The following is a 25,354-nucleotide window of genomic DNA, read 5'->3' on the forward strand; positions in this document are numbered from 1 at the left end:
AACTGAAGGAGACCTAACGCTTTTTTGCGGATAATTTCCCAGGAATGGATGACAATATCCTTAGGTGATTTCTTATAGGTACTTTTTAGTACCTATAGCACTTTAAAGTACGTACTATACTTAAATGACTCATGCCTTCATAATTGCACTTACCGGCCGGTGATTATCAGAGTGTAGGAGTGAGAGACATGTTGTTAAACCAAAAAAGAAGTACCCTGGCACTCCTGGCTTTAGCCATTAGCGCCTTTGCGATCGGAACCACCGAGTTTATCAGTGTAGGGCTGCTGCCTTTAATCGCTGATGACCTGAATATACCGCTGACCACAGCTGGATTAACTGTTACTTTGTACGCTTTAGGGGTAACTTTTGGCGCCCCAATCTTAACGTCGCTGACCACCGCGGTATCGCGCAAAACATTATTGCTTATCATTATGATTGTATTTATTATCGGCAATAGCCTTGCCGCGGCTGCCGACAGTATTACAATTCTGCTAATAGCTAGAGTAATATCTGCCCTTTCGCATGGTCTGTTCATGTCGATTGCTTCGACCACTGCCGCCGACCTCGTGCCTGAGAATCGTAAAGCCAGTGCTATTGCGATCATGTTCACAGGACTTACCGTAGCTACTGTTACTGGTGTGCCACTGGGAACCTTTCTAGGGCAACAGTTAGGCTGGAGGGCTGCATTCATTGCCATTATTGCCATCGGCCTTATAGCGCTCATTGGCAACCTATTCTTGGTCCCTGCCACAGGACTGCGCAAAGGAACCCGAACACCGCTTCGTGAACAAGTCAAACTCGTAACGAACGGACGGTTACTACTCGCCTTCGCAATCACTGCTTTAGGGTATGGAGGTACCTTTGTAGTCTTTACTTATTTATCTCCACTTCTTAATGAAATCAGCGGTTTCAAAGAGAGTACCGTTGCCATCATTCTTCTTGTCTATGGTATAGCGATCGCCATCGGCAACGTCATTGGAGGCAAATTAGCCAACCGTAACCCTATGAATGCCCTGTTCTACATGTTTGCTATACAAGCTGTTGTACTGTTCGTCTTAACCTTTACCGCTCCCTTTAAAGTGGCTGCACTACTTACGATTTTCTTTATGGGTCTGTTAGCCTTCATGAACGTACCTGGGCTACAAGTACACGTAGTTACACTTGCAGATCGATATGTACCGAGTGCGCGAGATGTAGCATCTGCGCTGAATATTGCTGCTTTTAACGCCGGTATTGCCATTGGGGCCTATCTTGGCGGTATCGTCACGGATCATATGGGACTGATTCATACCACCTGGGTGGGTGCTATAATGGTTCTATCCGCTGTATTCCTAACCGCTTGGAGTCGTGCGCTGGAGAAGAAAGATGAGACTCTTCTCCAGTCGGAGGCTGCTTAATCAACCTTGCATTAACATACCAATCAAACTTTTAAATATCTCAGGAGGTAATTTTATTATGGCTCAACATCTACAGGACACAACTACATTACACAACGGGGTAAATATGCCTTGGCTAGGACTCGGCGTATTTAAAGTTGAAGAAGGCTCTGAGCTGATCCAAGCAGTCAAATCTGCTATTGCACATGGCTACCGCAGCATCGACACAGCAGCGATTTACGACAATGAGACTGGCGTAGGTCAAGCAATCAAAGAAGCTTTGCAGGACAACAACCTGTCCAGAAAAGAGCTCTTCGTAACTTCAAAGGTCTGGACTGCAGATATGGGCTACGAAGAAACCATTGCCGCCTACGAGACTAGCCTAGCTAAGCTTGGACTTGAATACCTTGATCTATATCTTATCCACTGGCCTGTAAAAGGAAAATATAAAGAGACATGGAGAGCACTTGAAACCTTGTATAAAGAGGGACGTGTAAAAGCGATTGGGGTCAGCAATTTCCAGATCCATCATCTTGAAGAGGTGATGGATCTGGAAATTAAGCCGATGGTAAACCAAGTAGAGCTCCACCCTTATTTGAGTCAGCAAGCACTCCTTAGCTTCTGCCAGGAACAAGGAATTCAATTGGAGGCTTGGTCTCCATTAATGCAAGGGCAATTGTTGGATCAGCCTGTACTGAAACAAATAGCAGCTAAACACAGTAAATCCGTAGCTCAAGTGATTATCCGTTGGGACCTGCAGCGTGGAATTATTACTATTCCAAAGTCTACTAAAGAGCACCGGATCATCGAAAACGTAGATGTGTTTGATTTTCTGTTAACAGAAGAGGATATGAATCTAATCAACGCCCTGAACCAAGATCAACGGGTAGGTCCTGACCCTGATAATTTCGACTTCTAAGAGATCAACCACTAGGTTAAGTAACAGTAAGAAAGACCCTATCTTTCATTTCTGAAAGATAGGGTCTTTTTTGTCTTTACGCACCTTGCACTAGCACAATAAGGATCGGCAACACAAGAAACGAAGCAAGCGTCGTCCATAAAATACATTTGGATACCAGCTCTGGAGAGGCTTCAAATCGCTCCGCTAATACCACAGCGTTGACGGCAACTGGCATGGAGGCCAGAATCAGCAGTACAGAGAATAAAATACCATCAATATGCAGAATAGATAATCCGAGGTATGCCACTAGTGGAGCTGAGATTAATCGAATGATCATCCCTGTCCAAAAAACAGACTGGCCCTTGCGTTCAGATGGCATGGTTCGTACTTTGACCATCTGTACTCCCAGAATCGCCAGTACGACTGGTGAATAACCTCCGGCAACCATGGAGACCCCTGTAGCAAGCTCAGAAGGTAAATGAAGGTCAAATATTCTTAGAAAAAGTGCTAGCATAGCTGCATAGATGGCAGGAAGAGAGAACACGGACTTTACAGCATTTTTCACCGAGAACTGCGATCTAGCCGCAAAATAAACGCCCACAGTATTCACGATAATCATCTGCCCAATCACATACACAGAAGCTTTATCGAGCCCAAGCTGTCCGAAAGCCAGCAACACCAAGGGAAGTCCATAATTCACACTATTCGTAAATGTCGAGACCAGAGTCAATCCCGATATTTCAGAAGGGCCGAGCTTCAATAATTTCCCGATGATATTTGCAATCGCCCATAAAAAGCACAGATTTAGCAGCGAAAAGGCTAGCGTCTTGTAAATATCATCCATAGAAATTTCGGCCGTAGCCAGTGTATTAAGAATAATAGCCGGCGTTAAAAAGTATAAATAGAGCGTCAATAACGGCTTGGTATCCAGATTCTTAAACCGTCCAAGCAGTGCACCGACAATGACTGGAATGGATAATGGCACGATGACTTGATACAACGTTGTTAACATGCTCTGGATCATGAACAGTACTCCTCTGCTCTAAGTTAATCTAAACTATAAGCGCAACTTAGCAAGACGTCTAAGATATGAAATCAATATACACAATAGCCATTACCTATAATTAAAAAAATCCCAACCCCTGAGACGGAGTTGAGACTTTTTTATCATGTGTTACATCATTTTGATTTCAAGCAATTCATATTTGATGATACCCATCGGTGCGTTTACACTAACGATATCCCCGACTTTTTTACCCAGCAATTCCTTGCCCAGCGGACTTTCATAGGAAATCTTGTTGTTTAGGACATCTGCTTCAGCGGCCCCTACAATTCTATATTCAATCTTCTCGGAGTATTCGATATCGTTCAGGGTAACGATACAACCCATACTAACCTTTGACAGATCCATCTGACTCTCATCTACGATCTTGGCTTTGGTCAGCATTTTCTCCAAAATCATAATACGAGTCTCCATGAACGATTGGTCGTCCTTGGCCGAATGGTACTCGCTATTTTCCTTCAAGTCTCCATAGCTGATCGCCAATTTGAGCCGTGCTGCCAATTCCTTGCGCCCTGGGCCCTTCAATTCCTTCAGTTCTTCCTCTAATTGAGCCAATCCTTCTTTGGTCAAGAACACTTCTTCATTAGACATGTATACAACTCCTATTTTGGATGCTTTATAATAGTTTAACCTATATTTCACATTCATGCGTAAATAAAAATCCCTGCCACAATTGAACATTGGGCAAGGATGTCAATGCTGCATCATTATTCTGGCAAATGCTCTTTACAGAAAAGGAGTAATGCTGCTTCCTCGTCCTCTTCCATATCAAAATCAAGCAACTGACCTGTTGTTGTCTCTTGTAGATCATAACTCACGATGCTTACTTGATCTTCATCCACTTTAATAATCGCCCTAGCAGAAACTCCATTCTCTATATAGAGCTCATCATCTTCTGGAACATCCAGTTGAACCACGAATTCATACCGTTTACCGGTTAGTATACCAAAAGGATCTTTAACATTCTCCACGTTGTAGCTTGTAAATGTCAACATTGCTCATTCAACCTCTTTTCCTAATACCTGCCACGTCATTGTATCACAAAAAGCTGCGTGAAGGGGTCGCCCCGTCCCTCAAGCCATAGCTTTCGATTTCTTGATCTGTTTGCTTCGCAATTGTCCGCAGGCAGCATCAATATCCACACCATGCTCCAGACGAGTGCTTACACTCACGCCCTGCTTCTTCAAGGTATCAAAAAAGGCTCGTACGGTCTCCCGCTCACTTCTTTGATATTGACTGTGCTCATCGACTGGATTATAAGGAATCAAGTTCACATTAACAAGCTGGCGCCGGTCGCCGATTAGCTCGGTCAGCTCAAGCGCGTGCTCCTTGCCGTCATTTACATCCTTCATCAGAATGTATTCTAACGTAATTCTGCGATTTGTTTTTTCCAAATAATAATCTATGGACTCCATAAGCTTCTCAATAGGAATGGCCTTGTTAATCTTCATAATCTTCGTCCGCAGCTCATTATTAGGCGCGTGAAGCGAAACTGCCAAGTTCACCTGGGTATTCGCATCGGCAAATTCAACGATTTTGTTAGCAAGCCCACTCGTCGATACAGTAATACCTCTTCCTGCAATGGCTAATCCCTTGTGATCCTTAATAATCGATAAGAAATTGAGCAGGTTCTTGAAGTTGTCGAACGGTTCGCCAATTCCCATGACTACAACGTGACTAACCTTTTGTTCGAGGTTTGCTGCATCCAAATGCTGCTGAACCTTCATAATCTGCTCTACAATCTCACCGCTGCTAAGATCGCGACTCTTCGCTAACAGTCCACTAGCGCAAAAGCTGCAGCCGATATTACATCCAACCTGAGTAGTGACACATACGGACAAACCGTATTTCTGTCTCATGAGTACCGTCTCAATCAGGTTGCCATCCTTCAGACGGAACAGGAACTTAATCGTCCCATCCGCAGACTCCTGCTTCACATGTTCTTCCAACGTGTGGATCACATAGTGCTGCTCCAATAATTCTACACACTCTTTATTTACATCGAGCATTTCCGTGAATTCTGTAATCCGCTTCCGATAAAGCCAATCCCAGACCTGCGTAGCTCGAAATTTTTTATGTCCACGTTCTAACAGCCATGCCGCCAGTTGATCAAAAGTTAATCCATAAATGGATTCCATATTCATTCGTTATCCTCTTTTCAAAACATTAAAGTTCAGTCCATCACTACTCATTGTCTCAAATTTTTTTTATTTAAACAAGGGGAGTTGTGGCGAAGCGTCGAAGTTTACATCATTAGAAGTCCGTTCTATGAAATCACATCTGAGGAGAGATCGAATTAAATGAGCTCAACCACAATAAAAATCATCGGTTTTGCCCTTCTAGCTGCCGTCTTAATCTTTGGTGGCTTTTTACTGTATATTACCATTACCGATTATAAGCCGAAGGAGACTACTCCACTAACGGTTAACCATAATCAGGAACAAATGATGAAGCAGGGAGAGCCTTTTGTAATAACAACCTTTAATATTGGCTATGCCGGGCTGGATAGGGGGCAGGATTTCTTTATGGATGGCGGGACCCATTCACGTTCAAGCAGCGGGGAACAAACGAAGACAAATCTTGAGGCAATAGCCTCTCTAATGACCACTTCAGGCTCGGATCTATTCATGTTGCAGGAGGTGGACATCAATTCTTCTCGTAGCAACCACATAGATGAGGTCTCCTTGTTATCGAATACCTTCTCTGATTACAGCAACGTATTCGCAACGAACTACAAGGTGCCTTGGGTACCGATTCCCGTTCTTGATCCGATGGGCTCAGTAAATAGCGGTTTATTAACCTTATCTAAATTCAGTAGCACAAGTAACGTTAGATATGATCTTCCGGGAAAAGAAAGCTGGCCTCGTCAACTGTTTGAACTTGACCGTGCCTTTATGGAGAGCAGATTCCCCGTCGATAACGGGAAAGAACTGATCCTGATCAATCTTCATTTATCAGCCTTTGATCAAGGGGGAACGATTCGCAAGCAGCAATTAGAATATCTTTCTACTTATATTCAGAGAGAGAATGATAAAGGCAATTACCTCATCTTAGGCGGAGACTGGAATCATTCTTTACCGGGCACAACCCCTGAGGCCTTTGAGACTACACAAGCTTGGCCAGAATGGCTACAGCAGTTCCCTGAAGATTTCAAACCGGAGGGCTTTCAATGGGCTGTCGATGCTCAAGTGCCGTCCGTCCGGACACTTGATGTAGCTTATTCAGAAGGTGTAAATTTCCGGGCTGTAATTGATGGCTTCCTAGTTTCACCGAATATCACAATAAGTGGCGTACAAGGCCATGACCTATCTTTTGAACACAGCGATCATAACCCTGTAACAGCTACTCTTATTCTAAAATAAGTCCCAATCATGGATCATTGATGTTATTTAAAAATGACGAATTTCATGTTTTTCCCTTTTAGATACTGAATGATAGCAGGCAATGCCTCCACGGTAATCTTCTTTTCGTGAAAGAGATAGACTGCACCGGACGGATCAGTATGATGAACAAATTGAATGACGTCTTCTGGGGTCTTTCGTTTCCAATCCTCAGAATCACGATTCCATAACAATACCTTCATCTGCTGTTCTGTCACATTGGCTGCTAACTTATCATTAATCGCGCCGTATGGCGGCCGAAAAACAGTAATCGGCGATTGAGTGATTTGCTCCAATGCCTGATTAGCCTTCGCCAAATTATTCTGATTCTCCTTAACCCCATTGTCGGTCATCTTGCTATGATCCCACGAATGACTTCCAATCGACATCTGATGCTCGCTCGCATACTTAACCGCTTCCACATTACGAGAGACCTTATTCCCTACAAATAAAAAGGTGGCTGCCACCTCATGCTCTACTAGAATATCTACGATTTCTTTCGTATATTTCGACGGGCCATCATCAAATGACAAGGCTACGTAACCCTTCGGCAGGCTATAGGTGTATTTATCCCCGGTTAATTTAATCTCCTCATACCGCTTCATCTGCTCTTGAGGAGGCTCTGAAGGTTCTGGTGAAGGCTTAGAAGTTTCTGGCGTAGGCGCAGGTTCCTCTTGCTGACTAGGGGTCGTTTCTATCTTACCAATAGGGGGAATGAACGGTAGAGAGACCATTTTCTCGATCCCCTCAGCGCTGGTGCCTAGTGAGGGACCTTTCAACCCTTCTGCACGATCCATAACTTGACCACCCATTCGAAGAGACAATACAACTACTAAACAAGAAGCGAGCACAATACTCTGCAGTCCAAGTCTTCCAAACCGTTTTTTGTTTTTCTTTCTTAGCCTACGTGCTGGAGGTATAGAGGGTGATGTCGTTTCAACAGCAATCTCTTCATGTACATGGGGATCGTCTAATTCCTTTAACTGAAGAAGCTGCGATACATAATATTCAGAGCAAGCAAAATACAGGGTTTCGCTGAAGGTCTGGTTCATAATGACCAGTGTGCTGTAGTAACTATTACGAAAAGGATCCCACTTCGGATACAATGACAATCTCATTCTTTCCCCAAAATAGGGAGCCAACGCGTTTAGTTGTTCATATGTAAATTCATCTATGGTTAGCATGCGTCTGGCATACCCGATATCACGGGTTAAACCTATCTCAATCTGATAACCAGCCTGTTCATGCTCAAGCGACAGCAACTCAATCATTAGAACAGCGCTCGGTTCATTCATTGCCATGAATCTTATGTATCTCCGTTGTCTTCATTTCTTCCCGCCAGCGTGCTTCCATTCCCAAAAGGGACGGTCATACGATTGGTAAAATCGCTGATCATACCGGAGAGGTAGGCTTTTTCTTGGCGGATCGTATCGTATTTCTGTCTTAAATGCGCATTCTCAGTTTCAATCCGTCCGAGCTTCTCTTCCAGATCGTTCATCTTTTTAAGCTTCTCTGCATGAGCTTCGTTATGCTTTTGGATCAGATTTACATACTTTTGATGCTCCAGATCGATCGTACTTTTTAATTCTTCAATCTCTGCGGTGAGGGTGGTCTGAAGCTCCCGATAATCTTCCAGCACTTGATCGACCTTTAGATTCTTCTCAATCAATTTATGCTCAAGCTCTCGAACGTTCTTCTCTCTTTCCTCAATCACTTTATTGAGATTCTTCATGTCCCGGTTCAAACGTTCAACATGGCTGCTGGAATGCGTCAACCGATCCTGAAGTTCATTAATATTTGTCTCGGCATGCTGTCTGGCCTGAATAATCTGCTCCACGGAGAAGATTAGATCGAGTGATTTTTTATCAAGCGGAGCTTTTCCCGTAGTTACCACTCCTGCTAAAGTCTCGCCAGCGATCTGTTCCTCTACTTCCTCGCCCTGCTCTTCTGATAATTGCACCTTTTGAACCATACCCGGTTTGGACTGCTTATCCACGGAATCTTTCTTTTTAAAAAAGGGAGAAATCATTGATCTTATCACCTCAATTATAAAAAAATGTCAAAAAATGTCGAGTGCCCACGAGTCTATTATAGTTTACTTGCCTTGTCTGTAAGTGAGCCTTTATATCTAACTTTTTGAATTGGATCAAAAGACCTAAATGGTTGCCTATAACAAGAAAAAAGCACCCTTGCGGGTGCTCTGGTTCTAATTGAATTTATCAGGGAATTGTTTAACAATACCCACGGTTAGTAGATCTCCAAACATATTTATATGCTCAAGCCCTTTATCGAAGGCGACGACTTCGGCATCCCAATCCTTTTTAACTCTAGCTGTCACATCATCCGTTATTAGCTCCAAATGTTCATGAAGCATCTCTTTCAATTGTTCATACGAATATTTGGGATTCTGTGCGCTAAGGAACTTTGCAATGTCGTCAGCGTTGTCGTACCACTCTTTATTGTATTTCTCCAAATCTGACTGATTACCTGCTAGTGCAGCAGCAACTACCTTTCCGGCAATCAGGATATGCTCCCGCAATAATTGAGCTAGCTTATCCCCTACTGCCTTACCGTAATACGGCTTATAAACATCCCCTATCTCCTGCTGATTCTGTAGCAACCTTGCCAGTACCTTCTCTTTATCCTCGGAATTCGCAAAAGCGCTAACTATGTAGTTTTTTGTCCATATCACATGATCGCTCCATAGTTTCCTGAGATTATCCTTAAGCTCTATTACAGAGGGCGTAAAGCATAGCTTGTGTGAGCTCTTTTTCTCTTTAGCTGCAGCATCGGCAGTTACTGGCATTACACTAACCACAAGAAACATACACAGTAAGGTTAGCTTCAATATCAAAAACTTAGTCTTCAATATGACCGATCTCCCTTTAAGGATTTATTAACTATCTTTTATAGTGTGTTCCGATGCTCTTATTTCATTCCTAGCTTTCTTCAAGCATAAAAAAAGCACCGTCATTAGACGGCGCCTCTTCTTTATATTTATCTGAACATTACTTTATCTACATTGTATTTAGATTTCAGCTCATTAATGATATAGGTTTCGTATATCTCTCTATGAACTGGACTTTCGATTAAACATACATCAATTCTGGTGACCTCGTCCCGATGATGCTTGATATCAGATACGGTATCTTCAAAATGTTTTTTGATTCTGGGTCTTAGCTTTCTCGCTTTACCTACAAACAACAACTCATCTTGGTCATTGTAGAACATGAAGATGCCGCCGTAATCTCTTGGAATCAGATGGAAATCAGTGAATCCGTAAATATTGCTTAGCTGCGGGTTGATTTGTTTAGTAATTCGAACATCCACATTGGGCATAGTTATGTTGATCATTTTAGCTCACGTCCTCTTTCTATATAGGAGTAAATAGTATCATAAGTTTGCCTTTTATTCTATCTTTCACAATGACCGTTGTTCTTTATTCTCCCCTGACCTGACGACTCATCAGAGCAAGCACCGTCTCAGTTATCCCTTGCTCAAAAGGAGTAGTGGGAATTGGACCCACATTACGCTCATATTTACCACCGCTTAGGATCACTGGTTCCTGGGTTAAATACAGCATCTCCACGATCTCTTTCATGACTGGAACGAATGTGCCGAGCAGCGATAATCCAATCCTTCCTACAGAGATAACAGGCTTCTTGGAACCTTGTGCTACTTGCGCTATTTTAACGATATCTCGACCTGAAATTGTGCCTGTCCCCGGAATATTCCAATTCTGACCATAAGCCTCTTCTCTGCAAGCGAGCTCAACAATCATGACAGCCGCATCCGGCAAATATACATACTCACGGGGAACGTTCATATTGCCAATGAACATTGCAGGTTTACCCGCAGCGATGGACTCTAGGGTCGATCCTAAATAAGAAGCCTCATTGGCAGTAGGTCCATAATAATCCGGTAATCGGACAATGAGTCCCTGTGTATTACTCCAACGCCGGCTAAAAAACATTCGTTCAAACTCAAGTTTCACTTTTCCTTTTTTTGTATGCGGATTCTTCGGATATTCCTCGTCGATCGGCTTGTCATTCTGTCTTCTCCCATAAGGATAAATGCCATCCACTGCGACAACCTTTATTCCCAGCGTATTAGCCGCCTCCATAACCGCCTCTCCCATGGGTAACAGTCGCGTGCTCATCGCATTATATGGAACAGATGCACTATGAAAAATAACATCCACATCCTGTGCAGCTGCTAATATATCCTGCACATTAAATACGTCTCCTGCCATTAGCTTAAGCGCGGCGGGATTACCCAGCTTTGTTGCAAGCTTCTCCAGCTTTGGAATCGATCGTCCAAAGGCCACCGTTTCTATTCCTCTCTTTAACAATTCAGCGATAATAACAGTCCCTGTTCCCCCGGTTGCACCAAGCACGAGCGCTTTTGTTAACATAAATCATTCCTCCTATTATTGTTATTGATCAATCACTAACTTATAATCATACATCTAGGAGCCTAAGCTCTTAGATGTTACAACGTATCTTCTTCTCTACACCTATTTCCGATGTTTCGGCTTCAGCTCAGGCATTCCAAGGGCCATAGAAATATTGCACAGCATACCATTGGCCATAAAGGTGCTTACCTCTACTTCAGGCTGCTCGATCCCGGCGGCGACAAACTTCTCGTGCACAAGGTTGGTAATTTCCAGCATTCCCTTTTGCATGGTTTCACGAATGACTTCATCGCGAATCCCTAACCCCTGAATTTGCAAAATAATCTCATTCGGATGCGTCTCCATCAACAACTCGTATACCTTAATACTTTCCTTCAACACTTGATCTGCTGGGGCTTCTACTCCTTTAAATGAATGAATAATCCGCTCAAAAGCCCGTTCTAAGGAAGCGACAAACAATTCTTCTTTGTTCTTGAACACCTTGAATACATAGGGCTGAGAAATACCTACCTTTTCCGCAACCTGTGCTGTTGTAGCTCGGTAGTATCCATTCTCGGCGAACACAATAACCGCTGCCTCCAAGATTTGTTCCCGGCGGTTTACAGTGACCGATTCATCCGATTTCTTGCGACCGGAACTAGATTCTGTTGTCATGATAATCTCCTTACGTAACCTAATCTTATTAGGTTATTGATCAATCACTTTCTTGTTCAGAGTATATGCTCATCTCCGAAATAATGCAACTCCAAACAATATAATATTCAAAACTCAATTGTTTTGGATGACATTCACAATAAAAGTTAATTCATAATCCACGCTGGAAATATTACTAAAAAATATGACATTATTCAGAACCTTCTTACCAAAGGGTTGTGATTTTCCTCATGAGGGTATTATAAATATTAAGGTAGTGTAGAGCTGTGTTAACTTCATGAAAAGAGCAATTAGCATCTAGGAGGATTTGATTCATGTCAGCAACAGACAGGCAAAAAATTGTAGATAGTGTCCCGCAAACCGGATTTTTCGGACATCCTAAGGGACTATTCACACTTTTCTTTACTGAATTTTGGGAACGTTTTTCCTATTATGGCATGAGAGCGATCCTTGTTTACTACATGTATTATGAGGTAAGCAAAGGCGGACTCGGATTTCCAGAGGATATGGCCCTTTCAATTATGTCTATCTACGGATCACTCGTATATATGTCTGGAATTATAGGTGGATGGCTTGCAGATCGAATTTTCGGGACTTCCAAGGCTGTCTTTTACGGCGGCGTTCTAATTATGTTCGGGCATATTTTACTGGCGATACCGGGAAATGCCACGCTATTCTTTGCTTCGATGATTATGATCGTGCTCGGAACCGGACTTCTTAAGCCCAATGTATCAAGTATTGTAGGCGAAATCTACAGCGAACAAGATAACCGCCGCGACGCTGCTTTCAGCATTTTTTATATGGGTATTAATCTCGGCGGATTCATCTCTCCACTGATTGTAGGCGCGGTAGGTATGAATAATTTCCATCTAGGCTTCTCGATTGCCGCAATCGGAATGTTTATCGGACTAGTTGTTTACGTAATGACTCGCACCAAAAATCTAGGTCTGGCGGGTACGATTGTACACAACCCGATTCCAGCCGAACAAAAGAAAAAATTGTTTACTTGGATTGGGATTGGATTAGTTGTGCTTGCTGTATTAGTTACGATAGGCATTCTTACTGGAGCACTTACTTTTGAGACATTCATTAAAATTGTAGGGGTCTTAGGGCTGCTTATTCCTACCATGTACTTTATTGTGATGTACCGCAGTCCCAAGACAACTGCTGTAGAGCGATCACGGATTCTCGCATACATTCCTTTATTTATGGCTTCGATTATGTTCTGGGCGATTCAGGAACAAACTTCAACGGTTCTAGCAAGCTTTGCTGATAAGCGCACCCAGTTGGATTTTGCAGGCATACACATTTCTCCTGCTTGGTTCCAGTCGCTTAACCCACTGTTTATTATCGCCCTTGCACCTGCATTTGCCTGGATTTGGTTAAAGCTCGGTAACCGCCAACCAACGATTCCCCAAAAGTTCTCGCTTGGTTTATTGTTTGCCGGTCTGTCCTTCCTAGTGATTCTGGTACCGGCTTACTTCGGTGGAGCCCATTCACTGGTGAATCCATTATGGCTGGTTCTCAGCTACTTTATCGTCGTCATTGGGGAACTATGCTTGTCACCTGTTGGCCTCTCGGCAACAACCAAACTGGCACCCGCTGCTTTTACAGCTCAGATGATGAGCATGTGGTTCTTGTCCAATGCTGCTGCGCAAGCTATCAATGCTCAGATTGTGAAGTTCTATACCCCGGATACTGAAATGCTGTACTTCGGAGTCATCGGCGGAGTCGCCATTGTGCTCGCGTTAATTCTCTTCCTGTTCTCTTCGAAGATTCAGAATTTCATGAAGGGTATACGATAAACATATAAGGCTGCCGGGAATATTCTCGGCAGCTTTTTTTGGATTCCATCATGTTTTAAGCTGGGTCTACACCAGAAACATAGCAACAATTGTAGTAACTATCAGTCCAATTAGTACCGGTTTAACATTGCGTCTAGCGAGCTCAAACGGGCTTACACCGCAGATCGCAGCGGCTGGGATCAATGCCCATGGGATTAACGTACCCCCACCCACCCAAATGGCAGATACCTGACCAAGTGCAGTTAAAGTAGCTGCGTCAGAATGAGTGGCCACCGCGAACAATTTTCCGATGGACCCCGCAAGTGAGATTCCCGAGAACCCTGAACCATCAAGACCCGTGATGGCTCCTGTTATGGTGGCGGTCACAGCACCTACAGCACCATTCAGTGGCACATTATGCGCTAGAGCAACCCCAAGATCATTAACAATCCCCTGAGATGCAGCAGGTAAAACTTTTCCAAACAATTCAGCAAAGGCCGAATCACCCAAATAGAAGAATGCAGCAATCGGAATCACTGGACCAAATACTTTAAAGCCAAATGTAAGTCCATCGATTAGATAGGCGGTAACTTGCTCCAATCCTTTATTACGATGTGCGAGCAATGTTACTACGACCAAGATAAATACAGCAGTCCCGCCAACTAAAGCAGTTGCGTCTCCCCCCTGTAAATCCAGCAGAAACATGCCCGCTACATCAGCTAGAAACAAGAGTGGGATCAAGATAGCCAACCATTTCTTCAGTGTGGGCGGAATGACAGCTTGATCTTCTACCGCATCAATCTCTGCAGCTAGCGCATTCCCGGCATTTTTCCCCGAGATAAGTCCATCCCGCCAAGTACCATTCTTCTGATCCCGCCGCATCATCCAATAAGCTGTTATTGTAGTGACTACACCCATCACGATCACAAGTGGAATACTCGCTTCCATGACACTGCTTACCGGCAGCCCTGCCGCATCTGCCGTCAATTTAGGTGCACCTTGAATAATATAATCACTCGACAACGCAATCCCATGACCGAATAGATTCATCGCCATCGCTGCTCCAAGTGCAGGCAATCCCACACGAATAGCAACGGGCAGTAGCACAACCCCTATCAAGGCAACGGCTGGCGAAGGCCAGAAGAACCATGATGTTACCATCATAATGAAGCCAATGCCCCAAAATGCCATAAACGGCGTACGTAAAAAACGGGTAAGCGGAGCAACCATCGTCTCGTTTATTCCGGTACGTGTTAATACTCTGCTCATGGCTACAATGATCGAAATAATCATAATCGTACCCATTAGCTCCTTAGTTGCATATACAAAAGAGTTGAATACGCCTGTGACCGAACCACTAATCGTTTCTGTCGCGAGCCAGCCTAGTACAAAGATGCCTGCAATACAGATCATCGTTGTATCCCGCCGCTTAATCAGAAGTGCCATAATGAACACGATGAATGCCAGATATACATAATGGAGTGCTGTTAATTGGATGCCCATCTCCGAACCACACCCTTCTCCTACTTACAAGTGCTATATGTTATGCAGGGTTGTAGGCTAATGTTCGGTAGAAATGGGTGCAAAAAAGCCGCCCTACGCATAGACAGATTCTACGCATGAGACGGCTTTCTTAGTGTTTCCTATTTATAAATTTATTATTTAGCTACCACTCCGCCATCAACTGGCAACTCAACACCTGTAATGTAAGAAGCTTCATCAGAAGCCAAGAATAATACAGCTTCAGCTACTTCAGAAGCACGTCCAACGCGTGGCAATGCAGTCTGGGACATAAAGAAGCTATGCATTCTTTCGTCATTTACAAATTCAGCACTCATTGGGGTTTCGATAAAGCCTGGGTGAACAGAGTTCACGCGAATGTTATCTTTACCAAAGTCTACAGCTGCTGCTTTACTCAGCATACGAACGGCACCTTTAGATGCTGTATAAGCGCCAGCACCGCTGCTGCCCGTCAAACCTGCGATGGAGGAAATATTGACGATGGAACCGCCTTTATTGTTCTGCATTTGAGGAACAACATGCTTCATGCCTAAGAATACGCTGCTCACGTTAATGTTCATTACTTTGTTCCATTGATCAACAGTGGATTCAAGCAATTGAACAGGGAAAGAGATCCCTGCGTTATTTACCAGGATATCGATTTTACCAAACTTGCTAACCACATCTTCTACAACCTTAATCCAATCTTCTTCAGAAGCTACATTATGTGCATAAGCTGCTGCTTGTCCACCATTGGCTTCGATTTCCTTCACAACCGCTTGTACGGCAGCTTCGTTAATATCTGTTGCTACAACTGTAGCGCCCTCTTTGGACATCAAAAGCGCTTCTTCACGACCCATACCGCTGCCTGCACCTGTAATGATTGCTACTTTATTAGTTAGACGATTCATAATTAAGTCTCCTCTATAATCGTATTGTGATATAATAATTCGAGTGATGATAGTCACACTATCACTGTGATATACATCATATCATTATTATGAAACAACTACAACTACTACTTGCTTAATCCAATAAACGGTGGATATAATACTAATAATTAAAGAACCTAATCAAAAAATGGAAGGGTCTATCCCTCATGAATCCTAAAACACGCTACGAAAAAGAAAGATCCGATGGTAAGCAGCAAAGATTATTGGATATCCTCGAAGCCGCAGAACAGGTATTTTCGCAAAAAGGAATTGAAAAATCGACGATGCAGGATGTCGCGAGTGAAGCAAATATAGGGATTGCGACGTTGTTTCGATATTTTCCTAGAAAAGAAAAGCTCATCGTGGCTGTGGCCACCCGAATGCTGGAGCCTATGCTCGATTATTTTAAATATGTGGCCGACTTGCCACTTACCTGTCTTGAAAAGATTGAGAAATTATTTGATTTCTTTATACTGGATCAGAATCATCTAAGTATTATCTTTATGGTCAATTTCGAAAGCTACGCCTCGCACTCCAGTGAGCCTGTGGAGGATGTGCTGAATTTCAATGCACTCAATCGTAAGATCTGGCATGAATACTCCAGAATCATTCAAAATGGAGTGGAAGACGGTTCTATTCGTGCCGGTCTCCCTGTGAAAGAGACCTTGATCACTCTTATGAATAGCTTTGCCCTCTTTTCCAGGAAACTAACGATGAAAAAGAATATTCTCCTGCTAGAATCGGACCTAGACTCCGACGATCAGCTTGAGCTTCTCAAACGAATTTTCCTGGATCATTTAAAAGCCTAAAAAGCGCCAGTTTCCTTATAAGGGGAACTTGGCGCTTTTTTGATCATAAATTCGATTGCTAGTGAAAAGGGCAGGTGGCCACAGGTGATCGCTGATAAAGGAAACGAGGGCTGTAATCATATTCTTTCAGCTTACTGTCATGCCAAATCGGTGTAGACGACGGAGACATAGGGGGGATCAGCCATGACCAGCGTCCCGAAACCTGACGTCCATGTCCCTGCTCCTGCTCTTGGAATCTCACAAATTGATCGGCTGCTGTATGGTGATCAACGATACTGACCCCAGCTTGCTTAAAGGAATGCAGTACTGCACGATTCAACTCAAGAAGCACCCGATCCTTCCAAAGCGTTGTGTTACTGGAGCGGTCAAGTCCCATCAGATCAGCTACAGCCGGCAAAGTGTTATATCGTCCAGTATCCCCTAAGTTACGTGAGCCTATTTCAGTCTCCATGTACCAGCCGTTAAAAGGAGCCGCGGGGTATAGAATCCCCCCAATCTCCAACTGCATGTCCGAAATGATCGGTACAGAATACCAGCGAAGCTGAAGCTCTGCAAAACGTTCAATTTCGGGATGCGTTAACGGTACCTCCTGAATGAGGTATTGAGGAATAGGAAATACATGGGGATGCCCATTACCTATGCTGATCACTAGCGGCAATACATCAAAATCGCCCCTTGTTCCCTGCCAGCCTAGTTGTTGGCACAATTTCGTAAATTCATCCGATGCCGGATCACCAGCGCGTTCATGTTCAGCATCACCAGGATATCCCGCGTAACGAATCAATTGATGGTTCCAAATCCGGATTCTCCGGTCAGGATCTACCCCGCTGCGGAAGACCGTGATAAGTGGACGAATGCGTCCTCCATTACTCGCCTTTTCCAGATGTCGCAGCAAAGCTTCAGCAATATCCTCCTCGGTCTCTGCCAGACGTTCATCCATCAGCTCAATGGATTGCCAGAAGAGGCGGCCAATGCAGCGGCTATTATTTCGCCAAGCCATTCTTGCCCCATGAGCCAACTCTTCCGTTGTATGTGTGTAACTCCCGGATTGATTAATTTCTTCTCGTACGGCTTGGATGCGATGATCCATATCAGCTTCAGTCTTATCAAGTTCAGCGTAACATTGTCGAACGAAAGCCTCCGCCTGCCGGGTTAACTCTTCAATGTCCTTACCATTCATATCGTTTATCCCCCATCCAAGCTCTTGCCAGAACCTTCAATCCAGTATACCATCCTCAATCCTAAGCTACACCCTTAAAGAAACAGTGCATGAGAACAACCCGTGAAGCTTAGTCGCCTCACGGGTTGTAGCAGGAACATCTAGCGTTCTGAACGTTTCCCTTGCGTCTTCAATGCAGCAAGCCTGCTCTTATCCTCGGCCAGCAGTTCTTCAGCCAACTCCACACCTTGGGGGCCTAACCAGGCCTGAGCTTGCTCCACCGCCTGTTCGGTATGCGCCAAACGGTTCTCAGCCTGTGCCAAAGTCTGTTCTGTTGGATGACTAAGCGCCTGAGAGACAGAGAAATGAAGTTTGCCTAAAGCATTTTTGGCTTGAGTTACATTGTCGTTCGCTTGCAGACTGGAATCGGGTTGTTTCATAAATGAAATTCGCTCCCTTCTGAAATGCGCCTGTCTCTTCTAGCATGGTTTAGGATAAGTAACTTTATGCATACACCCTACTGGATGATGGATTGCATGAAAGTAGTCATTTCTTTGCTAGCCTTATTCAAGCGTTCAATTACCCCGCTGAATTCGGTGACAAGTTCTGCTTGTGCGTGTGAAGAAGCGGAGATCGCTTCAATTTCCAGCTCCATTTGTTTAATGGACTTTTGAACATCACTGAGTGATTTTTCAATATTATGGGTTGCTTCTTTGGTATTTACAGACAGTTTGCGTACTTCCTTAGCCACAACGCCAAAGCCCGCCCCCTGCTCTCCTACACGCGCAGCTTCGATGGCCGCATTTAGTCCTAGCAGATTCGTCTGCTCAGAAATTTCACGAATGAAGCTAGTAACCTTATTTACTTCTTGAGACTCCGTTACCGCTCTACGTGTATTATCTAATATTTGTTGAGAGGTGGCCGATAATTCTTCAGATTGGGCAGCTACGCTCTGAACCATATCCATTAGGTGATTGCTTATCCCATTAATCTCTTCTGTAAATACCTCAAGCTTATTCTCGTTCTCCAGTGTGTAAGCAATTGCGAACACGCCCACTACCTCGTTATCTGTTCCATATATAGGAACACATGTTGAAATCACAGGAGCTCCATATATTTCTGCTGGAATGCGGTTAAAGCTAACCTCACCTTTCAATCCATTTGAAATGGTTAAGTCTTCAGGTGGAATAGGACTTCCTTTAACCAATCCAAGATTAATGGCATTACTAGGAGTATAATACTGGAAGATTTCCCTGTCCGTAATACCGATCATAATATCTTGCGAGTGAAGCTTTTTGAAGTAAGGTGCTGCGAGGACTAAGGCATCGATAATACTCATCTGTTCATCTCCCATTAAGTAAATGTATATGTAAGTTTATCGACACAATGGGTGACATAATGAATATTGTCATATTAAAGTAACAATTCTACCGTAGGATGGATTCATGAATACTAAACCTATTAGCAGACGCCAATTTCTGAAGAAAAGTGCTCAAGTGTCGCTCGGGCTGCTTGGAACCGCTAGTGCGACCGGCATTTATTCTCACTGGGTCGAGCCCTACTGGCTTGAAGTTAAACATATAGATATAAAGCTTCCTCTACTCCCTCCAACATTCGATAGATTTCGTATCGTTCATTTCAGTGATTTACACTTAGGCGTGTATACGAAGTCCGAGGCCTTAACAGAGTTAGTACAGCAAATTCAACATGTAAGTCCAGATCTGATCTGCTTCACTGGGGATCTACTAGATCATTCAACCGAATATATTTCTGAGGCTGTAGACTTATGTTCACAGTTGCGGGCACCCTTTGGACAATATGCTGTATTAGGTAACCACGATGCTTTTGGTACTAGGAAAGCTGTAACGAAAGGGTTAGCGCAATCTGGCTTCCACGTGCTTCATAATGAACATATTGTCTTAAAAAAAGATGCGGAGGCGCTTTATCTAGCTGGAGTAGATGATCCGTGGGTCGGCAAAGCAGATATTCATCAGGCGCTACGCCATATCCCTGATAAGGCATGTACCCTACTCCTTGCTCACGAGCCTGATTTTGCTGATGAATATAGTGATCTTCCCATAGATCTGCAATTGTCCGGCCATAGTCACGGAGGACAGGTGCGTCTCCCCTTTGTAGGTGCCTTGTATACTCCGCCTCACGGCAGTAAATATTCAAGCGGACTATACCAGCTCCCAGATAGTCGACTCCAGATCTATACCACACGCGGGATTGGAGTGACTCGTATGCCTATACGTTTTAATTGCCGCCCCGAGCTTACCGTAATTACTTTAAAGTCCTTATGATTGTGTCAAAAATTAATAAATGGTTAAAAAGTATATACCTTTTGCACGTCTATGCAACAACACTGTAACCCTGTTTGTAATCAAATCTATTGGGGGCCTAGGTATAATTGTAGGAGTGATAGACAACATCAAAAATCATAATGAACTACATAAGCCCATCATTGGAGAGGAGAAATTAAATCATGAACAAAACTATGAAATGGACGTCTGCTGTATTAGCAACTGGAGTATTACTTGGAGGTACTGGACTCATCGGAGGGAATTCTGTTCAGGCTGCAACGACCACGAAAACGGTTAAACAAGCCGTTCAGCAGCCTTCTGTGGTGCTTAAATATAAAGGCCAAGTCTTAACGCAGCAAGGAAAAATCGTAGATGGAAATACCATGATCCCTTTAACCGTATTGCGTGATGCCTTCGGCCTTGCTATTCAATACAATTCAACCACAAAGACTTACAGTGTAGGTAGTGACTCGGCGAAGCTGAACATGGAGGTCTCTGACTATGGCGTCAGTACCGATTTAAACGGATATTACATTTATAGCATGACCGGAAATCATGAAGTGAAGATGATCAATGACCGCTTATATGTTCCTTTCAAGCTGTTAAATGATTATTTAGGTGTTCAAGGCGTATATAATCCAGCTCAGAAATCGCTTGAGCTTAGCAATAAGGTGATGAATGACATCAAGATCACCTCTGTTGCCTTAGACAAGAGCAATAAGAATGCTAGTATTAAAGTACAATATCCAAAAATCAGCGGTCTAACCGATGAAGTGCAAAATACGATTAATGCTACCTTCAAAAAAGAGGCTGAACTATTCGTGTCAGAGGCTGAGAAAGAGTCTAGCCGTAGAGATGGTACGATAGAGAATAAATATGACTATTCTCAAAATTATGTTGTCACCTTTAACCGTGAAGGCATACTTAGTATTGTAGTCGATCAATATGGTTACAGCGGTGGAGCACACGGCGGTACCATGCGCGAGGGACATACCTTCTCGCTGAAGGATGGTAAGAAGATAGAGCTTAAAGACCTGCTAAAGGCAGAACCAAACTACAAACAAAAGCTAGATAAAATGTTGAAGGCAAGCACTAAGGATATTGCTTTTCCGGAGTCAACGGGTGGACTCACAGATAAACCAGCCTTCTACGTCAGTGAAAGTGGCTTAGCTATCTTCTATCAACAATATGAAATCGCACCTTATGCAGCTGGAATTCCTACCTACACCTTTAATTTCAGTTCAATATTGCCTAAAGGCACCGATCCATTTGCTTCTTTCAAATAAATACTAACGCAAAACAAAAAGCGCTTCAGCCAATCGGCTGAAGCGCTTTTTGTTTTATATTATTCTTCTAAACTGCCGGCAGGGCCAAAAAATTCAAAATGAATTCTGTCATCAGGTACCCGCCATTCCTTGAGCGCCTTATATATGACCTTCATAAAAGGGGTCGGCCCACAGAAATAGAATTCAGAGTTCACATCTGCTATTTCTTGAAGCCAAGAAAGATCAATATAACCAGATCTATTGTACTGTTCTCCTTCGTTTGGAGATTCATAACATACATAGGACCGAAGAGAAGAATGAGATTGCGCTAAATCTGCCACCCTATCTTTCATAGCATGCAAACTTCCATTGATGGCTGCATGAATATAGGTTACCTCGCGTTCTGGCTGTGCAGCAATTATTGTCTCCAGCATACTTACCATTGGGGTTAAGCCCACACCCCCACTGATTAGAACCACCGGAGTATCACTACGCTGATCCAGTACAAAATCGCCCGCTGGAGAACCCACTTCTAAAATAGAGCCCACTTGGACGAAATCATGCAGATAAGTAGATACGACGCCTGCGGGTCTGTCTAACCCTTCGCCTTCCCGTTTAACAGTGATACGGTAATACATCTGTCCCGGAGCACTGGACAAACTGTAGTGGCGAATATGGGAATATTCCTCGCCCGTAGGCTGAACACGAACCGTGATGTACTGACCCGGGGCATAAGAGGAGATCTCCCCTCCATCCTCAGGAGACAGGTAAAAAGAAGTAATAAGCTCACCTTCTCTAACCTTCCGAGTGACGACAAAGTTTCTGAATCCACTCCAGCCCCCCGGAGCTTCCGCAGCTTCACGATACTTTTCTGCTTCCACACCAATGAAAGCATCTGCGATCACACCATAGGCCTTGGCCCATGCATCTATGATTTCCGGTGTTGCCGCATCGCCAAGCACTTGCCCAATCGCAGCTAATAAGGTCTCACCCACAATCGGATAATGCTCAGGCAATACACCTAGCGCGCGATGCTTCTCAGCAATCTGTTTCACCACTGGTAAGATATTCTCTAGTTGATCAATATTCATAGCCGCTGCTAGAACTGCGTTAGCAAGCGCTGTCTGCTGTCTGCCTTGCCGCTGATTGGCATGATTAAATATATTTAATAGCTCTGGATGGTTTTCAAATAACATGCCATAGAACGTCGTAGTAATGGTGGTTCCATGAACCTGTAATACAGGAACTGTTGATTTTATAATAGCAATCGTTTGTTGATCTAACATATGAATACCCTCTCTCCTGCAATTAGATAATGCCTCTATAACGAGCATATAGAAGCTGCAAATGAGCGAGTGTGCGCTGAATCACTTTAAAATTTAATAAAATGTGAACAAACAGAAAACGCAATGATATCTATCACATTCGAATACCCAACCAAAAAAAAGCCGCCCAAGCAGCTCAGGTAGCTACCGGACAGCACTTTAGCTCTTATTTTGCCAGTTCCACAAAGCCTTCCCCGAACACATCTCTTACATCGTGAATGGCGATAAAAGCCTCTTTATCAATCGATCTTACGATTTTCTTAAGCATGGTCACTTCCTGTTTGCTAATGACAATGTAAAGCAGCTCTTTGGGTTCTTTAGTATAATATCCCCGGCCATAAATGACTGTGACCCCTCTATCCATGATCCGATTCACTTGTTCAGCAATTTTGTCCTGCTCCTTGGATACAATCGTAATGGCCTTCTTAGGATTCACTCCCTCAATAATGAAGTCCATCACCTTAGTCGCTATATAGAGCATCACAATCGTAAACATCAGACTTTGAACACCAATGATGAAATACGAAGCAAATACCACAACTAAATCGACCAGAAGAAGAGCGTAGCTAACGTTCCAATCCAAAAATTTATGCAAGATTCTGGCGATAATGGTTGAACCTGCGGTCGTCCCACCCACGCGTATGATCATTCCGATACCCACACCAGACAAGATGCCTCCAAATATTGCATTGATGATCAACTCATCGCTGGCGATATGCCAATTCTTCGTAAGAATCAAGAATAACGAGTTAAAAAACACCGCAATAATCGTGTATACCGTCGTCGTTTTGTCCAAAAATTTATAACCCATAATCAATAATAAAGCATTAAGAATTAAGCTAACAATACCCGGTGACCATTGATACAAATAGTATGTAATCATAGTCAGTCCCGTTACCCCGCCTTCACCGAATTCGTTCGGAATCACAAACAAGTTAACGGCCAAGGAGAACAGCAATGCTCCTACAATGATGGAAACAATATCCGAAATACGTTTTTTCATACCATGCCCCTTCTATTTCCTGTCTATATCTACCATCCACAAATACTAACACCGCTTCGATATAGTTGTAAACAATCCAGAAGAAACCAGCATTCTATACATGGCGTAACCGACTACCCCACCGCAAGTATTTAAGATCAGATCATCTACGTCAAAGGTGCCGATATACAATACTAATTGTGTAACTTCAAAGCTCAGACTCAGCGCAAAAGAGAGCATGAAGACCTTTTGGAATAACCTTTCTTTTTGCGATAACAGCATAGGTACAATGGCTCCAAAAGGAATAAACGCCAGAAGATTGCCCACTAAATTAAGTGATGAAAAAGGATCTGAAAGTGACAGATGTTCTATCCCCCGCGAGATCTCTTTAAAAGGTATATAGTTGCCCTGTCGATTAAAAATTCTGTCGGGATGCTCAAGCATACGCCCAGCCTGTTCCCAAAGTGATGGCAAGCTAAAAGGTGCGCCTTTAAATACAATAATTCGGATCAAGAAATACATATAGACAATAAATACGGCTGCCAGCAATAATTTCATAGTAGACTCGCTCTTAGGCTTCGTACTCATCAAAATGTAGTGACAATTACGCCGTCCATATTATCGCCCGACGTTTTATATTGCCCTTCCTTTGGAATCTTAATACTTGTATATCCTGATACTGGATAATAGTTCACCGTATATGTTTTGCCGTCTACAACCGTTGAAATTTCTCTATTCTCCTTCAAAAGATCTAAATATTGTTCCAGCACAATTCCCTTCTCATAAATGATCGCACTATGCGGTAAGCCGACATAACGGAAGTGCCAAGGTTCATATTTTATCCCCGTAATCTCCGTTTTGTCTTTCGGATAGCGTAGAATAAAGCCGTATTTCCACGCATTCTTTTCCAACCATTTGCCTTCAGGTGCTTTGCTCATTTCCGATTGGGACGACCCGATGTCCAGCGATAATCCTAGATTATGTTCGCTATATTGTGCTGGCAGAGCATAGTCTGAACCTTTTTCCTTATACAATTCCTCTTGCTCCTCAAAGTCTCTGTACCCGCTGCTAATTAAAAAATGATTCACGCCATCCTTCTCAGCAGCCTTAATCATCTTAATAAATTTATGGGTTACACTTTCAGACAACCGAATCGAGGTATCTAGTAATCCGTAGCCCTGAACCAGTTCCTTCTGATCAGATAAGGTTACAATATCGGACTTCACACTGTCCTCATGTACCGGATATTGTTTGTTCACCAGCAATAAATCCCCTTGATATACCTGATCTTGCGTAACCACCTTTAAACTATCGCTATTTCTAATCGATCCTTTTTGAACCTTATCATTCTTATCAGCTAAATTACCCGTATCCGGTAAATAACGAGCTGCAGCGTAACCAAGAAATAACACAACAATCACCAAAAAGCCCCACTTTTTCATCCGTAATGTCCTCCCATTTCCTTAAAGCGTTTATGCTTGATAGGAATAGAATAACGAAGACACTT

General features: G+C 43.3%; 25 protein-coding genes and 1 pseudogene. 7 read left to right on the forward strand and 19 right to left on the reverse strand.

Annotated elements, in window-relative coordinates:
* Window positions 1–188 precede the first annotated feature (188 nt).
* The gene (locus MHB64_RS29570) at window positions 189–1,397 is read left to right on the forward strand and encodes an MFS transporter (protein ID WP_094868389.1); all 1,209 of its coding nucleotides are present in this window, start codon (window positions 189–191) and stop codon (window positions 1,395–1,397) included.
* Window positions 1,398–1,455: 58 nt separating this feature from the next.
* Window positions 1,456–2,295: an aldo/keto reductase gene (locus MHB64_RS29575; protein WP_341135959.1), complete on the forward strand. Its 840-nt coding sequence runs from the start codon at window positions 1,456–1,458 to the stop codon at window positions 2,293–2,295.
* A gap of 76 nt (window positions 2,296–2,371) precedes the next feature.
* On the opposite strand, the gene MHB64_RS29580 is transcribed toward MHB64_RS29575, so the two are convergent.
* The 4 genes from MHB64_RS29580 to rlmN all read right to left on the reverse strand — a co-directional run bounded on the left by MHB64_RS29580 (window position 2,372) and on the right by rlmN (window position 5,484).
* Window positions 2,372–3,301, reverse strand: coding sequence for an AEC family transporter (locus MHB64_RS29580; protein WP_341135960.1), 930 nt, complete (start codon window positions 3,299–3,301; stop codon window positions 2,372–2,374).
* A 150-nt stretch (window positions 3,302–3,451) separates the two neighbouring features.
* The gene (greA, locus tag MHB64_RS29585; RefSeq protein WP_042131553.1) at window positions 3,452–3,931 is read right to left on the reverse strand and encodes a transcription elongation factor GreA; all 480 of its coding nucleotides are present in this window, start codon (window positions 3,929–3,931) and stop codon (window positions 3,452–3,454) included.
* A 116-nt stretch (window positions 3,932–4,047) separates the two neighbouring features.
* The gene (locus MHB64_RS29590; protein ID WP_094868392.1) at window positions 4,048–4,335 is read right to left on the reverse strand and encodes a DUF6509 family protein; all 288 of its coding nucleotides are present in this window, start codon (window positions 4,333–4,335) and stop codon (window positions 4,048–4,050) included.
* 78 nt (window positions 4,336–4,413) lie between these two features.
* Window positions 4,414–5,484: a 23S rRNA (adenine(2503)-C(2))-methyltransferase RlmN gene (gene rlmN, locus MHB64_RS29595; protein ID WP_341135961.1), complete on the reverse strand. Its 1,071-nt coding sequence runs from the start codon at window positions 5,482–5,484 to the stop codon at window positions 4,414–4,416.
* A gap of 156 nt (window positions 5,485–5,640) precedes the next feature.
* On the opposite strand from rlmN, the gene MHB64_RS29600 reads away from it, so the two are divergent.
* The gene (locus MHB64_RS29600; RefSeq protein WP_341135962.1) at window positions 5,641–6,702 is read left to right on the forward strand and encodes an endonuclease/exonuclease/phosphatase family protein; all 1,062 of its coding nucleotides are present in this window, start codon (window positions 5,641–5,643) and stop codon (window positions 6,700–6,702) included.
* Between the two features lie 23 nt (window positions 6,703–6,725).
* Here the strand turns inward: MHB64_RS29600 and MHB64_RS29605 are convergent, their stop codons facing one another.
* From MHB64_RS29605 to MHB64_RS29630, 6 genes are all read right to left on the reverse strand, one after another.
* Window positions 6,726–8,015, reverse strand: coding sequence for a polysaccharide deacetylase family protein (locus MHB64_RS29605; protein ID WP_341135963.1), 1,290 nt, complete (start codon window positions 8,013–8,015; stop codon window positions 6,726–6,728).
* An 11-nt stretch (window positions 8,016–8,026) separates the two neighbouring features.
* Entirely contained in the window at window positions 8,027–8,716 is a 690-nt protein-coding gene (locus MHB64_RS29610) for a hypothetical protein (protein ID WP_341135964.1), read from the reverse strand.
* A 210-nt stretch (window positions 8,717–8,926) separates the two neighbouring features.
* A complete protein-coding gene (locus MHB64_RS29615; RefSeq protein ID WP_094868397.1) occupies window positions 8,927–9,589 on the reverse strand; it encodes a glycosyltransferase in 663 nt (220 codons plus the stop codon).
* A 128-nt stretch (window positions 9,590–9,717) separates the two neighbouring features.
* A complete protein-coding gene (locus MHB64_RS29620; protein WP_341135965.1) occupies window positions 9,718–10,074 on the reverse strand; it encodes a nucleotide excision repair endonuclease in 357 nt (118 codons plus the stop codon).
* A gap of 85 nt (window positions 10,075–10,159) precedes the next feature.
* Window positions 10,160–11,134 carry an NAD-dependent epimerase/dehydratase family protein gene (locus MHB64_RS29625; RefSeq protein ID WP_341135966.1) on the reverse strand — a complete coding sequence of 325 codons (975 nt, stop codon included), beginning with the start codon at window positions 11,132–11,134 and terminating at the stop codon, window positions 10,160–10,162.
* Window positions 11,135–11,236: 102 nt separating this feature from the next.
* Window positions 11,237–11,788 carry a TetR/AcrR family transcriptional regulator gene (locus MHB64_RS29630; protein WP_094868400.1) on the reverse strand — a complete coding sequence of 184 codons (552 nt, stop codon included), beginning with the start codon at window positions 11,786–11,788 and terminating at the stop codon, window positions 11,237–11,239.
* Between the two features lie 314 nt (window positions 11,789–12,102).
* Here MHB64_RS29630 and MHB64_RS29635 point away from each other — a divergent pair, with 314 nt between their 5' ends.
* The gene (locus MHB64_RS29635) at window positions 12,103–13,593 is read left to right on the forward strand and encodes a peptide MFS transporter (RefSeq protein WP_341135967.1); all 1,491 of its coding nucleotides are present in this window, start codon (window positions 12,103–12,105) and stop codon (window positions 13,591–13,593) included.
* A 66-nt stretch (window positions 13,594–13,659) separates the two neighbouring features.
* Here MHB64_RS29635 and MHB64_RS29640 read toward each other — a convergent pair whose 3' ends face one another.
* Both MHB64_RS29640 and MHB64_RS29645 read right to left on the reverse strand, forming a co-directional pair.
* On the reverse strand, window positions 13,660–15,075 hold the full coding sequence (locus MHB64_RS29640; RefSeq protein WP_341135968.1) for a hypothetical protein: 1,416 nt from the start codon (window positions 15,073–15,075) through the stop codon (window positions 13,660–13,662).
* A 155-nt stretch (window positions 15,076–15,230) separates the two neighbouring features.
* A complete protein-coding gene (locus MHB64_RS29645) occupies window positions 15,231–15,983 on the reverse strand; it encodes an SDR family NAD(P)-dependent oxidoreductase (RefSeq protein ID WP_094868403.1) in 753 nt (250 codons plus the stop codon).
* 188 nt (window positions 15,984–16,171) lie between these two features.
* On the opposite strand from MHB64_RS29645, the gene MHB64_RS29650 reads away from it, so the two are divergent.
* The gene (locus tag MHB64_RS29650; RefSeq protein WP_094868404.1) at window positions 16,172–16,813 is read left to right on the forward strand and encodes a TetR/AcrR family transcriptional regulator; all 642 of its coding nucleotides are present in this window, start codon (window positions 16,172–16,174) and stop codon (window positions 16,811–16,813) included.
* A gap of 58 nt (window positions 16,814–16,871) precedes the next feature.
* Here MHB64_RS29650 and MHB64_RS29655 read toward each other — a convergent pair whose 3' ends face one another.
* From MHB64_RS29655 to MHB64_RS29665, 3 genes are all read right to left on the reverse strand, one after another.
* On the reverse strand, window positions 16,872–17,993 hold the full coding sequence (locus MHB64_RS29655) for a nitric oxide synthase oxygenase (RefSeq protein ID WP_341135969.1): 1,122 nt from the start codon (window positions 17,991–17,993) through the stop codon (window positions 16,872–16,874).
* Between the two features lie 140 nt (window positions 17,994–18,133).
* A complete protein-coding gene (locus MHB64_RS29660; RefSeq protein WP_094868406.1) occupies window positions 18,134–18,412 on the reverse strand; it encodes a hypothetical protein in 279 nt (92 codons plus the stop codon).
* Between the two features lie 77 nt (window positions 18,413–18,489).
* A complete protein-coding gene (locus MHB64_RS29665; RefSeq protein WP_441339138.1) occupies window positions 18,490–19,326 on the reverse strand; it encodes a methyl-accepting chemotaxis protein in 837 nt (278 codons plus the stop codon).
* Window positions 19,327–19,417: 91 nt separating this feature from the next.
* On the opposite strand from MHB64_RS29665, the gene MHB64_RS29670 reads away from it, so the two are divergent.
* A complete protein-coding gene (locus MHB64_RS29670) occupies window positions 19,418–20,275 on the forward strand; it encodes a metallophosphoesterase (protein WP_094868408.1) in 858 nt (285 codons plus the stop codon).
* A gap of 182 nt (window positions 20,276–20,457) precedes the next feature.
* Entirely contained in the window at window positions 20,458–21,561 is a 1,104-nt protein-coding gene (locus MHB64_RS29675; RefSeq protein WP_094875370.1) for a PdaC/SigV domain-containing protein, read from the forward strand.
* Window positions 21,562–21,620: 59 nt separating this feature from the next.
* Here the strand turns inward: MHB64_RS29675 and hmpA are convergent, their stop codons facing one another.
* The 4 genes and pseudogenes from hmpA to MHB64_RS29695 form a co-directional block, all read right to left on the reverse strand.
* Window positions 21,621–22,826 (reverse strand): NO-inducible flavohemoprotein, encoded by a 1,206-nt coding sequence (gene hmpA / locus MHB64_RS29680; RefSeq protein ID WP_341135970.1) that lies wholly within the window; start codon window positions 22,824–22,826, stop codon window positions 21,621–21,623.
* Between the two features lie 205 nt (window positions 22,827–23,031).
* Window positions 23,032–23,868: a YitT family protein gene (locus MHB64_RS29685; protein WP_094868411.1), complete on the reverse strand. Its 837-nt coding sequence runs from the start codon at window positions 23,866–23,868 to the stop codon at window positions 23,032–23,034.
* 45 nt (window positions 23,869–23,913) lie between these two features.
* Window positions 23,914–24,435, reverse strand: coding sequence for a VanZ family protein (locus MHB64_RS29690; RefSeq protein ID WP_341135971.1), 522 nt, complete (start codon window positions 24,433–24,435; stop codon window positions 23,914–23,916).
* A 196-nt stretch (window positions 24,436–24,631) separates the two neighbouring features.
* Window positions 24,632–25,289, reverse strand: a pseudogene (locus MHB64_RS29695) (M15 family metallopeptidase); the annotation flags it as partial.
* Window positions 25,290–25,354: the final 65 nt, after the last annotated feature.

Origin of the sequence: Paenibacillus sp. FSL K6-2859, from assembly GCF_038008265.1 — a bacterium.
GTDB classification, from domain to species: domain Bacteria; phylum Bacillota; class Bacilli; order Paenibacillales; family Paenibacillaceae; genus Paenibacillus_AQ; species Paenibacillus_AQ nitricinens.